This window comes from Helicobacter sp. 16-1353 (assembly GCF_003288815.1).
Lineage (GTDB): Bacteria > Campylobacterota > Campylobacteria > Campylobacterales > Helicobacteraceae > NHYM01.
Genome location: NZ_NHYM01000003.1, coordinates 64454 through 77274, shown reverse-complemented (window position 1 = coordinate 77274; position 12821 = coordinate 64454). Strand labels below are relative to the sequence as shown.

Here is a 12821-nt window from a genome sequence, read left to right as displayed (position 1 = left end):
AATGTAATGAAATCATTAACGAGAACTACAAAAGAGACGAATATCACTGCGAATCTAAATCTATACGGAAGCGGACAAAGTAAGGTTGATACGGGGATTGGATTTTTTAATCATATGCTTGATAGTTTTGCTAAGCATAGTTTGATTGATTTAGAATTAGCTTGTAATGGCGATTTGGAAGTGGATTTTCATCACACTATTGAGGATTGCGGAATCGTAATTGGAAAGCTTTTAAATCAATCTCTTTACCCTGTTTTAAATATTGAGCGATTTGGATTTGCAAGTGTAGTTATGGACGAATCTTGCGTAGAATCCTCTGTTGATATTTCAAATAGGGCATTTTTGGTTTTTGAAGCACCTTTAAGTGGGAAAATAGGGACATTTGATGCGGAGCTAGTAGAGGAGTTTTTTAAAGCAATTGTTTTTAATGCAAATATAAGCACCCATATTATTTTTAGACGCGGTAGGAATCTCCACCATATAAGCGAAGCTATTTTTAAAAGTTTTGCTGTGGCGTTGAGAAATGCTATTAGAATCAATGATAGAATCTCACTTCCTTCCACAAAAGGTGTTTTATGATTGAGCTTTTGTGTATTGATGTTGATGGAACTTTGAGTGATGGAAAACTGCATTATACATTGAATACGGATTCTCCAGAGATATTCAAATCCTTTAATGTAAAAGATGGATTAGGACTTGTGTATTGGCATAAAATAGGCAAAAAAAGTGCGATAATCACAGGACGAAGTAATCCCATTGTAGAGCGGAGAGCAAAGGAATTGAATATCGATTTTATCTTTATGGGTATAAAAGATAAAGGTCAATGTGTGCGGAATCTAAAAGAAAAATTACATCTAAATACAGAATCTTGTGCGGCAATTGGCGATGATATGAATGATATTTTAATGTTTAAAGAAGTTGGCATTAGCTTTGCACCATTGGATTGTGCAAATGGCATTAAGAATATTGTAACTATAAATCTCACCAAAGAAGGTGGAAATGGAGCTATTAGAGAGGCTATTGAATACATACTAAAAAAAGAAGATTTATATGAAGAATTTCTTAAATGTTGGCAATAGCGTTTCATTCTTTTTTCTTTTTTTATTGATTTTAAGCGTGATTATAATATTTTCTTTTGATAAGAATGTTGTCTCTCCTTATGTTAGCCCGGGAGATATTCCAAAGATTGAGTTAAATAATTTTACGATTTATCAAGTAAATAATAAAAATCTTTTAATGAAATTAAATGCTAGAAATGCAAAACAATTTGATAAATTTGAGGAATTTTATGATGTTTTATTAGAGCGATTGAGTAATAATATACTTGATACGATAACTGCACCAACCGCTCTTAAAAAAGGAGATAGCATATTTTTTGATAATGGGGTGAATGATGTTCGCGATGGTTATAATATCTACACCACAAAGGGCGTTTATCGTATTGATAAAAATATAATGGAGGGAGATGGATTTTTCAGTATTAAAGGGAATTTCCAAGATATAAAAGGTGATAATATTTATTATGATGCAAAGAATGGCATAACAAAAGCAGAAAATATAGAAGCAAAGCTAACACCACAACGAAAAAAGAAATGATATGAGATTTTTTATTTTAGTTATTTTTACATTATTATTTTTAAATGCTGCCGATACGCTTGAAGTTAAGGCATTAAATTTTGAGGCAGATGAAAATAATGGAATTATAGAGCTAAATAATAATGTAGAGATTAAAAAAGGACAAGATGAATTATATGCTTCAAAGGTGGTTATTCATATTGATAAGAATAGAATCCCGCTTAATTATTCAGCCTATGGCGGGGTTACATTTGTTGTTGTTACAAAGGATAATAGAAAATTACACGGAAAAGCAAATGAGGTATTTTATAATGCCACTAATGGCGAATATAAGCTTATTGGCGATGGTGAAGTAATAGAAGATAATAAAATAAATTCAGTTACAGGCGAAGAAATAATAATTAATAATGATATAGGTTATGTAAATATTACAGGGACATCAAATAAACCAGCAAAGCTTATTTTTCAATTAGAAGATAGCGAACGAAAAATAGAAGATAATAATGCCACAAACAACTAATATACAAAAAGATTCTAGCAAATCCATTAATGATTCTATATTTGTGCTACATTCAAACTTTATAAAATCTATTGAGAATCTATCCACTGCTCCAAGTGTGCTTTATAGTGAGATTGCCATTTTAGGACGAAGTAATGTCGGCAAATCTACATTAATTAATCTACTTTTAAATAATAAAAATCTTGCTAAATCCTCCCATACGCCGGGCAAAACAAAGCTTATTAATTTTTTCTTATCTTCGTGGAAAAAAAATAATATAGTATATGATTTAAGATTTATTGATTTTCCGGGATTTGGTTATGCAAAGGTTTCTAAAGCACAAAAAAATGCTTGGGATAAGAATCTAAGCACATTTTTAAAAGCCAGAGATTCTATTAAACTTTTCATTCATCTAATAGATTCTAGACACACGATGTTGCAAATTGATAATGAAATAGATTTATTTTTAAAAGATATTCTAAGGGCAGATAGCAGTATTTTAGAAGTTTTTACAAAATATGATAAATTAACTAAGAATGATTTTCACAAGCTAAAACAACAAAATAAAATTTGTGTTTCCTATAATGACAAACAAAGTGTAGAATCCTTGCGTAATGTCGTTTTAAATAAGCTTTATGGAGTTTAAATGGATTTTATAATACTAAAGCCAAATTTACTTGATATTCCAGAAATGCGGAATCTCATCTTACCTGAGGTGCAAAAAGGTGTGATTTTAGATAGAAGCGAAGATGAAATCGCAAATGCAATTCGTTCTTATAGTATTGTTAGGAATGAAAAAGGTGAGATAATCGCATTTTGTGCATTGCATATCCATTCGATGATTTTAGGCGAGGTAAGGTCGCTAAATGTTCGTGAAGATTGCAGACGCAAAGGAATCGCCACAATGCTTATAAAATCACTTATAGATGAAGCGAAAAATCTATATTTAAAGGAGATTCTAACACTTACATACAAGAGAGTTGTTTTTGAGAAATTAGGCTTTAAAGAAATAGAAAAAGAAAAACTACCAAACCACAAAATATGGGCGGATTGTATAAAATGTATTCGATTTCCAATATGCGACGAAATAGCACTTATAAAAACTATATAAATACAAGTTTATTTCTATGCTTTTTACTTTTTTATAATTTTCTAAGTAGTATGTATTTATTTCTACCGCCTTTATTTGGTGTGTTATTCTTATATTTTATTCGTTTATTTAATGATTCTAGATATTATGCATTATTCTTTTTTGCCCTTGTAACTTTTGTTTATGAGATAGATAAGAGATTCTATCCGGGAATCTTATTTATCATCTATATCTTAGTTTATATATTATTATTTTTAAAAATAGTTAAGATATTTGGTAAATTTAATATATTTGAGATTCTATATGCTCCTATAATCTATATTTCATATTTTTTTATTAATTTCTTTATAATGCTTCTTTATAATGATAATATTGATATTTGGACGCCTATGATATTTTTATATATATTATGTGAAATTATTTTAATATTGGTGATAAGATGGATATTCGGTATAAAATAATCTTATCTACAGTTGTAGCGGTATTTTTGATTATATTGGCTAGATTGTATTATATTGCTGTTGTTTCACACGATTCTTTTAAAGAACAAGCAAGACATAATACTATGCGAACAGAGATTCTAACTCCAGCACGAGGGCAGATTCTAGATAGAAATAATCAACCTCTTGCAGTTAATAATTTGGGATATTCTATATCACTTAGCCCATATTTAGGCAGAAAAAGTAATCTAAAAATACTTAGCGATGAGATTGATAAGATAGTCTCGCTTCTACCACATTTAGATAGAGATGAGCTTAAAAGCGCGTATTTGAAAGAATATTCACCATATAATCATAATTATATTGTTATAGTTAGATTTATCCCTTATGAATATATGTATAAAGCATATACGATACTAAGCCAAAGCGATAATATTAGAATCCTTAATGCGACAAAAAGATTCTATCCAAATGGAGCATTAGCTTCGCATGTAGTAGGATATATCGGTGCAGCAAATGAGAAAGAAATCGCAAATGATGAGAGTTTAAGATTTATTGGATTAGTAGGCAAAACGGGCTTAGAGAAATATTACAATGATTTTTTACAAGGTGAGTTAGGATATATTAAAACAAAAGTTGATGTATTGCATCGAACTGTTGAGGTTATTGATAAAATTAGTGTAAATAAACGACACGATATGACTTTAGGCATTGATATAGAATTACAAAAACAGCTTGATATTGCATTTAAAGATAAAGCTGGGGCAGCGATTATTATGGATGCTCATAATGGCGAGATTCTAGCGGCTGGAAGTTATCCGGAATATAATCTAAATTATTTTATCAATGGTATGAGTAAGGAGCAGTGGGATGAGCTTATAAATAGCCTAAATAATCCATTTTTAAATAAGATGATAAATGGCACTTACCCGCCCGGAAGTGTTGTAAAAATGGGCGTTGGGCTTAGCTTTTTAGAATATGGCGATATAAATGAGCGAACTGTAGTTGAAACACCCGCATTTATTGAAGTAGGCGGAAGGCGATTTCGCGATTGGACGCATAAGGGGCACGGAAGCTCAGATTTGATAAAGGCGATTAGACGAAGTGTGGATGTGTATTTTTATAAACTAAGCCAAAAAATAGGTGATGAAAAAATGGCTAAAACACTTAAAACAATGGGTTTTGGGGAAATAACTGGTGTTGATTTACCCAATGAATCTAATGGAATCTTGCCAACAAAAGAATGGAAATTAGCCAATCGAGGAGAGCCGTGGTTTATCGGCGATACTATAACAACCTCAATTGGACAGGGTTTATTTTTAACCACTCCAATGCAGATTGCTAGATATACAGCATTGATTGCAACATCAAAACTCCCAACGCCACATTTTGTAAAAAAACTAGGAGATGAAGAAGTTGAATTTATCCCAAAAGATGTATTAAGCGATTTTCAAAAAAGCAAATTATCAAGCTTAGCTTTAGGAATGTATCAAGTTTGCAATAGCGAAGATGGCACAGCGTATAGGGTTACGAGAAATTCTCCAGTTACCCTTGCTTGTAAAACAGGAACAGCACAAGTTGTTGGAATCCCACAAGATATAATAAGCAGAATCCCAGAAAAACAAATGGAGTATTATCATCGCTCACACGCTTGGATGACAGCTTTTTTGCCGTATAAGAATCCAAAATATGTAATAACGATTTTAGTGGAGCACGGCGGAAGTGCAGGAGAAGCAACAGGAGCGATACTTACAGCCTTATCAAAAAAACTATTAGAGCTAGGCTATGTAGGAGGGAAAAATAATGCTAAATAAAATTGATGATAAAACTATTTTAATAACAGGCGGAACAGGTAGTTTTGGCAAAGAATTTGTAAGAACGATATTAGAAAAATATAATCCAAAAAAAGTGATTATCTATAGCAGAGATGAACTAAAGCAATATGAAATGGCATTGCAATTTAATGACAAGCGAATGCGATATTTCATCGGTGATGTGCGAGATGAAAACCGACTTCAATCTGCATTAAATGGCGTTGATATTTGCATCCACGCCGCTGCTCTAAAGCAAGTCCCTATTGCCGAATACAATCCAATGGAATGCATAAAAACAAATATTTATGGTGCAAGTAATATTATAGAATCTTGTTTGAAAATGGAAGTAGGGGAGATTATCGCACTTAGCACGGATAAAGCTGCAAATCCTATAAATCTTTATGGTGCGACAAAACTTTGTAGCGATAAACTTTTTGTTAGTGCAAATAATATAAAAGGTGTATTAAAATCCAAATTTAGCGTGGTTAGATATGGAAATGTAGTGGGAAGTCGCGGAAGTGTCGTGCCATTTTTTAAAAAACTTCGTGATAGTAAAGCCGAATTTATCCCTATCACTGATGAACGAATGACTAGATTCTTTATTACATTAAATAATGGCGTTGAATTTGTCCTTAAAAGTTTAGAGCGAATGCAAGGCGGCGAGATTTTCGTTCCTAAGATTCCAAGTGTTAAGATTTTAGATTTAGCGAAAGCTATAGCTCCAGAGATTCCGCATAAAATAGTTGGTATTCGTCCGGGAGAAAAACTACACGAAGTTATGATTCCAAGAGATGATGCGAGGCATTGTAAGGAATTTGATGATTTTTATATTATAGAGCCAACTATCAACTTTAATTCACCTATTGATTATTCCTATACATTATTAAATGAAAAAGGCAAAACTATTTGTGATGATTTTGAATATAATAGCTTTACAAATACAAAATGGCTCACAAAAGATGAGATATTGGCATTATTAGAACAATAAGTCTTTATTGTTTCTTTAAAATGGATAAAATATAATTATGTTAATTAATGTAAAAAATTTAAGGATAAGTTTTGACTTTAGGTTATGAAATACCGCAAGGTAGCAAGATTCATTTTGGATTAAGTGCCAAAATCAAGCGAGACATTGAGCTTAAGGCTGTTGATATTTTTTATCAAAATGGATTTGAAGAGATTCTCACTCCTAGCTTTAGCTTTGGTTTAGAAGATATTATTTATAAATATAAAGCCATTCGCATAAGTGCAGATGATAATAAGCAAATGATATTGCGAAATGATAATACAACTGATGTTATAAAGATTATACACCGACATTTAGGCAATAAAATTAGTAATAAAAAGTGGTTTTATATCCAACCATCATTTTCTTATCCAAGCACAGAGATAAACCAAATTGGGGCTGAATTTTTAGATAAAGATTCACTAGGAAATATACTATGTATTGCTGTAAATATTTTCTTGGAATTAGAGCTAAACCCAATTTTACAAATCTCAAATATGAATATCCCTAAACTTTGTGTTAAAGAAAGTGAGCTTGATATTGATATATTTTCTAAGATGAAAATTGATAGGATTCTAAAGTCTGCTTCGTATTTTGGCGACCTTCTCTCCATACAAACAAAAAATGACTTAGAAAGCTATATTCCAAAAGCACCAAGATTTTTAAAAGAAGAATTAGAGATTTTGCTACATAGTGCGAGTTATTGTGATTATAAAAATACAATGTTTTCACCATTATATTACTCGCCAAATGGTTATTATGATAGCTTATTTTTTAGAATGTTTAATGATAATAAGATATTTTTACTTGGTGGAAAATACGAGATAGATGATGTGCAATCTTGCGGGTTTGCCATCTATACAAATGAGGTTGTGGAATATATTTTAAATAAGGTAGTTGAATGAGAAAATGTGATGTTGTTGTTGGAATCCAATGGGGAGATGAAGGAAAAGGTAAGATTGTAGATAATCTAGCAAAAAACTATGATATTGTAGTTCGTTATCAAGGGGGACATAACGCTGGACATACTATTGTAGTCGATGGCAAAAAAATCGCACTTCATTTAGTTCCAAGTGGAATCCTATATAATAATTGTATAAATTTGATTAGTAATGGAGTGGTGCTGAATCCTGAAGCATTTTTAAATGAAATCTCTCAATTTGATAATACAGAGGGGAGAATCTTTATAGACCCAAAGACGCATTTAATACTGCCTTATCACGAAGCAATCGATAGATTAAAAGAGCAGGATATAAAAACTGCAATCGGCACAACCTGTAAAGGCATAGGACCGACTTATGTGGATAAGGTTGGCAGGAGTGGCTTTAGGGTTGGCGATTTGCTAAATATCGATGATTTTATCTTACGATTAAAGCAACATCTAGAATCCATAGCTTTCTATAATATTATTTATAATGTCAAGCTCCCTGATATTGATGATTTGTCTAGAAAGATTAGAGATTATGCTACAAAACTCCCCCCTTTTATAAAAAATACTAATGAAATACTCTGGGAGGCGATGGATTCCAATAAAAAGATTCTCCTAGAGGGTGCACAAGGAAGTATGCTTGATATTGACCACGGAACATATCCATATGTTACAAGCTCAAATACTATCTCAGCGGGTGCTTGTATCGGTAGTGGAATCTCGCCTCACGATATAGGCGAAGTAATAGGCATAGCAAAAGCATATTGCACGCGTGTTGGAAAAGGGTATTTTCCTAGTGAAGATTTTGGCGATGATGGGAAAACATTACAAAAAAATGGTGGCGAATTCGGCACAACTACAGGTAGAGCAAGACGCTGTGGTTGGTTTGATGCGGTGGCTTGTAAATATGCTATTAGATTAAATGGAGTTACGCAATTAGCTTTGATGAAACTCGATGTTCTTGATGGATTTAGTAGTATAAAAATATGTGTAGGTTATAAAAAAGATGGAAAAGAATTATCAAGTTTTCCATTTAGTCTTAGAGATGTAGAGCCAATATATGAAGAATTTAAGGGTTTTAATGGAGTAAAAGGCATAAGAGATTTTGAGAATCTACCTAAGGAAGCGAAAGATTATATATTTGCATTAGAAAAAATATTGCAAACTAAAATATCTATAATATCAACTAGTGCAGATAGAAACGACACCATAAAGCGATGAAAACAAAATTTAGCATTATTTTAAAAATCAAAAAAGATATTTTAAATAAGATTGAGCGGGAATTAATCACTATCAATAATGCTATTGCAAATAAAGAAAAAGAAATCGCTAATCTCAAATCCCAATTAAAAGAGATGAAAGTGCCAAATGTCAGTGTGTATCAAGAATTACTATCATTTAAAAATGCAGTTAGTGCGTTTCAGCTTGAAATAGAGCAAGAAAATAATATACTAGAATTAATGAAATCAACCAAGATTGATATAAATAAAAAATATAAACTAGCAATGATAGAATACGAAAAGATTAATTATCTCCATCTCCAAGAGATAGAATGGGCATTAAATAGGCTAAGTAGAGAAGAACAAAAGGTATTAGATGAATTTGGCGGAATCCTACATCATAGAAATAAATAAAATAATTTTAAGGAGTGTTTTTTGAATAGATTTATCCTTATGTATTGTTTATTTTTAGGTATTGTTGTCGGCGAGGAATTAAATCAAAATACAAGTAATGTGATTGATTGTAATGTAATTTTTGAGCAGCGAAAAGATGAGATTACACAAGAAATAGCAAGAGTAGAGCAACAAAAAAGAATGATGACTTCTCTATACGAAGAACAACAAGCATTAAATAATAAAAAACTTCAAGAGTTACAACTCCAAGAGCAGCGAATAGAATCCTTATTAAAAGAAGCCGCAGAGCAGAAAAATCAAATACAGGAATTAATAAAACAAAATGAAGAACTTCTAGCAAATATACAAAATGCAAAAAATGACAAAATAACCCAAACTTACGCAAAAATGCGAGATTCAAAAGCTGGAGCGATTATAGAAAATATGCCATTAAAAGATGCCGCAGAATTGCTTTTTTCAATGGATTCTAAAGATATGAGTAAGATTCTATCAAAGATGACCCCGCAAAGAGCAGCTCAATTAACAGAAATGCTAAAGGCTGGACCGCCATTTTGGGATATGGAATAGTTTTATTTAAGATTTATTTTACTCCCTAGAATCTCCTCTATTAAATATCGTGGACGCCCCTTTGTCTCGCTATAAATCTTGCCAATATACTCACCAATAATGCCTAGACTAAGCATTTGGATTCCCCCTAGGAAATATATCGGCACGACGATAGAAGCCCAGCCGGGCACCGCAGAATCGCTAAAAATAGCTACAAGAAGCCCATAAAGCCCCAAGATTCCACTAAAAATCGATATAACACACCCAAGACTAAATACCAATCTTAAAGGCGTAACGCTAAAGCTTGTAATGCCATTTAGCGCAAGGGAAAGCATTTTAGCGAGATTATACTTGCTTTTGCCAAGTTCGCGCTTTTTTACCTCAAAATGCACTATCGAGCTTTTTAAGCCAATCTCTAAAAATATCCCTCGCAAGAATAGATTGACCTCCTTATACTTGGCGATAAAGTTCAACGCCTTATTGCTAAGTAGCCTAAAATCAGCGTGATTTTTGATGATATTGACCCCAAAAAATCGCATTAGATTATAAAATCCCAAAGCACTATATTTCTTAAATGCCGAATCCCCAGCTCTATCGCTCCTTACGCCAAAAACTATATCGCTACCATTGCTAAAATGCTCCAAAAACTCGGCAATTTTATTAATATCTTGCTGCAAATCGCAATCAATGCTAATAGCACAATCGCATTTGTCCCTAGCATATTCTAATCCCGCCAAAAGGGCATTTTGATGTCCATAGTTTTTGCTAAGTTTTATGGAGATTATTTGGGTAGATTCCGCCTTAGATTTTGTAGATTCTGCGGATTGCGATTTGGATTCTAGCTTGGATTCCGCTTTGGTTTCCATTCTGGATTCTGTAGATTCCGCGGATTCTATAGACTTAGATTCCGCCATAGATTCCCCATTTGCCATAAAAGATTTTAAAATATCATAGCTTTTATCATTGCTCCCATCGTTTATAAAAATCATAAAACTTTGCTTTGATATTCTAGATTCCGCCTTTAGTTTGGCTAGGAGAGCTGAAAATATCTCAAGGCTTTTTCCTAAAACTTCCTCTTCGTTATAATACGGCACGATTAGGGCTAGAGTTGGCGGGGATTTAGATTTATTAGATTCTATAAAATTATTAGATTTTACGCACTCGCTAGATTTTCTAAGATTATTAGATTCTATAGATTCTTGAGATTTGGCAGATTTTCTAAACTTATTAGATTCACCGGATTTTACGAATTTATCGCTAGATTTTCTACTTAGATTCCTATCAAAACTCCTATTATGGGGGGGGGTAGATATAGTTTCCATATTTTTAGATTTTAGAATCTTAGATTCTACATTTTTAGATTTCACACTCTTAGATTCTAGATTTTCTACAATCTTATTCTTTTTGCTTCTCATCGCTCTCCCTTTACACGATATACGCTAAAGTGGATTGGTAGGGCATAAATATTTTGGCTTAAAACTAGGCTTGGATTAGATTGAGACACCATAGATTTTAGGGCAGATTTAATGCCTAAAAGTGGGATATTTAAGCCCCATTTGCTTTCAAATAAAAGCTCGTAATTATGATTTTTTATATAATTTTCATCAATGTTAAAAGTCATATATGGCGTGATTACTACCAAATCACCGGGCTTTTTTGGCACCTTTTCATTACTCTTAAAAACAGCATATGGCGAATTGGGATTTTCTTTCCCCAAAATCTCATTATCAATCCCCAAATCTGAGTAAAAATCAAAATCCTTTAGCCCCTTAAATTCAAGATTCTTTATAAAGCTATGATAGACTTCTCCGCTTGAAGCACGATTTACGCCATCAAGATAGATATTTGTATGCGGATTCTCCTTGATATAGGAATCTAGGAATGAAAGTGTGGCTTGATAGTTATTTGGCACGGCTTTGTAGTGATTAAATTGATAAATGAATGCTGGAAGCGAATTGAGAATAAAAATTACCACACAAAGCCCAAAAACGCCCTTAATTGCTAGATTCCCCCAATATTTCCTAAAATAATATGCTAGTGGAAAAAGGGCAAAAATATATGCTGGAAGCGGATAGTGAAATGAGTAAATATTTAACGCTAAATACGCCAAAGAATGCAAAGCAGAAGCCAAAATACAAGAATCTAAAAATGGATTAATCCGCTCTTTTTTCACACTCACGCAAAAGATTCTAAAAAGTGCTAAAACAAAAATGCCGATAAATAAAAATGGCTCACTAAGTGCGTAATTTATGGCACTTTTCGCAAACACAAGCAAGGCACTATAGGGCGTATCGCCATATCGCCCAGAGTTTGTTTTCTCCAAAATCACAAATATAAAATATAGCACAACCCACACAACACAGCTAAGAATAAGGGCTAAATCTAAGATTTTTGGCTTTGTGGGTTTAAATAAGGGCATTTTGTCATTTATGGCTGAAAAAATGAGATGAAAAAATGCAAAGCTCCCAAGCATAATAAATGCAACTTCTTTAAAATAAAGTGCTAAGCTCCCAGAAATTAGGGCGATTAGGAAATAGAAATTTGAATTTTTAAAGCTAAATTTAATGAATGTGAAAATAAAAATTGCAAAAAATACGCTCTCCAACTTTTCCGGCACAAAAAGTCGTAAAAATGCCGTAGCAAAGGCTGGAGTTAGCATAAAAAGCGTAATTGCAATCATCGCTAAAAGCGTTGAATTTTGGAATGTTGAATCTTGGGCGTTTTGTGTGAGATTTTGGTGCGTTAAATTTGGATTGCTATTTGAATGTGTGAGATTTGTAGAATCTAGCACGGAATCTAAAATAATTTTAAGACCAAAAAACAAGCAAAGTGCCGTAATTAGTGCAAAAATAGCAGTAAAAATATAAATTGCATTAATATTTAGCCCAAAAATTGCATAAATGATATTCAAATCCATTGCATCAAGCGGATAAAATCGCCCAATTGATGGGAGAATAAATAGCGGGATAAACTCACCTTTTGCAAGTGTGGAAATAACGATATGGTCGTCAATCACGCCAAAATTAGGAAAAATCGCAATATTTAGCAAATAGATACACAAAAAAGCGATAAAAAATATAGTGAAAAGTTTTTCTTTAAATTGTGGGTTTTGGAAGTTTAATTTAGATTTTCGTTGTCCCCCCCCCCCCATAGATGTATTGTATTTCAAAGCAGTCCTTTAGTGTAGAAATTGCAAAATTTTATTTAACTTACAATTAAACATTGCTTTTTTGGGGTAAATTTTATTAGGAAATATTGCATTTTTATTATTAGAGAAAAATTTTAAGAT

At 32.4% G+C, this 12821-nt stretch carries 15 protein-coding genes; 13 read left to right on the top strand and 2 right to left on the bottom strand.

From position 1 onward, the window contains the following. Nucleotides 1–6 precede the first annotated feature (6 nt). From hisB to CCY99_RS02565, 13 genes are all read left to right on the top strand, one after another. Complete coding sequence (gene hisB, locus CCY99_RS09440) at nt 7–579, top strand: imidazoleglycerol-phosphate dehydratase HisB (RefSeq protein WP_181646806.1); 573 nt, start codon at nt 7–9, stop codon at nt 577–579. Beyond that, nucleotides 576–1079, top strand: a complete 504-nt coding sequence (locus CCY99_RS02620; protein WP_112059864.1) for an HAD hydrolase family protein — start codon at nt 576–578, stop codon at nt 1077–1079. Before hisB ends, CCY99_RS02620 begins: the two co-directional genes overlap by 4 nt. Then, a complete protein-coding gene (locus tag CCY99_RS02615; RefSeq protein WP_112059863.1) occupies nt 1051–1596 on the top strand; it encodes a hypothetical protein in 546 nt (181 codons plus the stop codon). Before CCY99_RS02620 ends, CCY99_RS02615 begins: the two co-directional genes overlap by 29 nt. Before the next feature lies 1 nt (nt 1597). Then, complete coding sequence (locus tag CCY99_RS02610) at nt 1598–2095, top strand: LptA/OstA family protein (RefSeq protein ID WP_112059862.1); 498 nt, start codon at nt 1598–1600, stop codon at nt 2093–2095. Next, entirely contained in the window at nt 2079–2720 is a 642-nt protein-coding gene (yihA, locus tag CCY99_RS02605) for a ribosome biogenesis GTP-binding protein YihA/YsxC (RefSeq protein WP_112059861.1), read from the top strand. The genes CCY99_RS02610 and yihA overlap by 17 nt, the downstream gene beginning before the upstream one ends. Further along, nucleotides 2721–3185, top strand: a complete 465-nt coding sequence (locus CCY99_RS02600; protein ID WP_112059860.1) for an N-acetyltransferase — start codon at nt 2721–2723, stop codon at nt 3183–3185. It begins immediately after the preceding gene. After that, on the top strand, nt 3134–3625 hold the full coding sequence (locus CCY99_RS02595) for a hypothetical protein (RefSeq protein WP_181646805.1): 492 nt from the start codon (nt 3134–3136) through the stop codon (nt 3623–3625). Before CCY99_RS02600 ends, CCY99_RS02595 begins: the two co-directional genes overlap by 52 nt. Further along, nucleotides 3604–5418 (top strand): penicillin-binding protein 2, encoded by a 1815-nt coding sequence (gene mrdA, locus CCY99_RS02590; protein WP_112059858.1) that lies wholly within the window; start codon nt 3604–3606, stop codon nt 5416–5418. The genes CCY99_RS02595 and mrdA overlap by 22 nt, the downstream gene beginning before the upstream one ends. After that, nucleotides 5408–6406, top strand: coding sequence for a UDP-N-acetylglucosamine 4,6-dehydratase (inverting) (pseB, locus tag CCY99_RS02585; protein WP_112059857.1), 999 nt, complete (start codon nt 5408–5410; stop codon nt 6404–6406). Before mrdA ends, pseB begins: the two co-directional genes overlap by 11 nt. A 71-nt stretch (nt 6407–6477) precedes the next feature. Further along, complete coding sequence (locus tag CCY99_RS02580; RefSeq protein WP_112059856.1) at nt 6478–7329, top strand: ATP phosphoribosyltransferase regulatory subunit; 852 nt, start codon at nt 6478–6480, stop codon at nt 7327–7329. After that, a complete protein-coding gene (locus CCY99_RS02575) occupies nt 7326–8573 on the top strand; it encodes an adenylosuccinate synthase (protein ID WP_112059855.1) in 1248 nt (415 codons plus the stop codon). The genes CCY99_RS02580 and CCY99_RS02575 overlap by 4 nt, the downstream gene beginning before the upstream one ends. Then, nucleotides 8570–8986 carry a flagellar export protein FliJ gene (locus tag CCY99_RS02570; RefSeq protein ID WP_112059854.1) on the top strand — a complete coding sequence of 139 codons (417 nt, stop codon included), beginning with the start codon at nt 8570–8572 and terminating at the stop codon, nt 8984–8986. The genes CCY99_RS02575 and CCY99_RS02570 overlap by 4 nt, the downstream gene beginning before the upstream one ends. A 21-nt stretch (nt 8987–9007) precedes the next feature. Beyond that, nucleotides 9008–9553 carry a MotE family protein gene (locus CCY99_RS02565; RefSeq protein WP_112059853.1) on the top strand — a complete coding sequence of 182 codons (546 nt, stop codon included), beginning with the start codon at nt 9008–9010 and terminating at the stop codon, nt 9551–9553. A gap of 2 nt (nt 9554–9555) precedes the next feature. Here the strand turns inward: CCY99_RS02565 and CCY99_RS02560 are convergent, their stop codons facing one another. Both CCY99_RS02560 and CCY99_RS02555 read right to left on the bottom strand, forming a co-directional pair. Next, on the bottom strand, nt 9556–10947 hold the full coding sequence (locus tag CCY99_RS02560; protein WP_258443130.1) for a glycosyltransferase family 2 protein: 1392 nt from the start codon (nt 10945–10947) through the stop codon (nt 9556–9558). Next, nucleotides 10944–12701: a hypothetical protein gene (locus CCY99_RS02555; RefSeq protein WP_112059852.1), complete on the bottom strand. Its 1758-nt coding sequence runs from the start codon at nt 12699–12701 to the stop codon at nt 10944–10946. Before CCY99_RS02555 ends, CCY99_RS02560 begins: the two co-directional genes overlap by 4 nt. Between the last annotated feature and the right edge of the window lie 120 nt (nt 12702–12821).

What these genes read in the sequence shown, in the direction of transcription:
- hisB (WP_181646806.1), top strand. Translation starts at nt 7, where the DNA reads ATGAAATCATTAACGAGAACTACAAAAGAGACGAATATCACTGCGAAT.
- CCY99_RS02570 (WP_112059854.1), top strand. Translation starts at nt 8,570, where the DNA reads ATGAAAACAAAATTTAGCATTATTTTAAAAATCAAAAAAGATATTTTA.
- CCY99_RS02600 (WP_112059860.1), top strand. Translation starts at nt 2,721, where the DNA reads ATGGATTTTATAATACTAAAGCCAAATTTACTTGATATTCCAGAAATG.
- mrdA (WP_112059858.1), top strand. Translation starts at nt 3,604, where the DNA reads ATGGATATTCGGTATAAAATAATCTTATCTACAGTTGTAGCGGTATTT.
- CCY99_RS02560 (WP_258443130.1), bottom strand. Translation starts at nt 10,947, where the DNA reads ATGAGAAGCAAAAAGAATAAGATTGTAGAAAATCTAGAATCTAAGAGT.
- yihA (WP_112059861.1), top strand. Translation starts at nt 2,079, where the DNA reads ATGCCACAAACAACTAATATACAAAAAGATTCTAGCAAATCCATTAAT.
- CCY99_RS02620 (WP_112059864.1), top strand. Translation starts at nt 576, where the DNA reads ATGATTGAGCTTTTGTGTATTGATGTTGATGGAACTTTGAGTGATGGA.
- CCY99_RS02595 (WP_181646805.1), top strand. Translation starts at nt 3,134, where the DNA reads ATGTATTCGATTTCCAATATGCGACGAAATAGCACTTATAAAAACTAT.
- CCY99_RS02610 (WP_112059862.1), top strand. Translation starts at nt 1,598, where the DNA reads ATGAGATTTTTTATTTTAGTTATTTTTACATTATTATTTTTAAATGCT.
- CCY99_RS02615 (WP_112059863.1), top strand. Translation starts at nt 1,051, where the DNA reads ATGAAGAATTTCTTAAATGTTGGCAATAGCGTTTCATTCTTTTTTCTT.
- CCY99_RS02575 (WP_112059855.1), top strand. Translation starts at nt 7,326, where the DNA reads ATGAGAAAATGTGATGTTGTTGTTGGAATCCAATGGGGAGATGAAGGA.
- pseB (WP_112059857.1), top strand. Translation starts at nt 5,408, where the DNA reads ATGCTAAATAAAATTGATGATAAAACTATTTTAATAACAGGCGGAACA.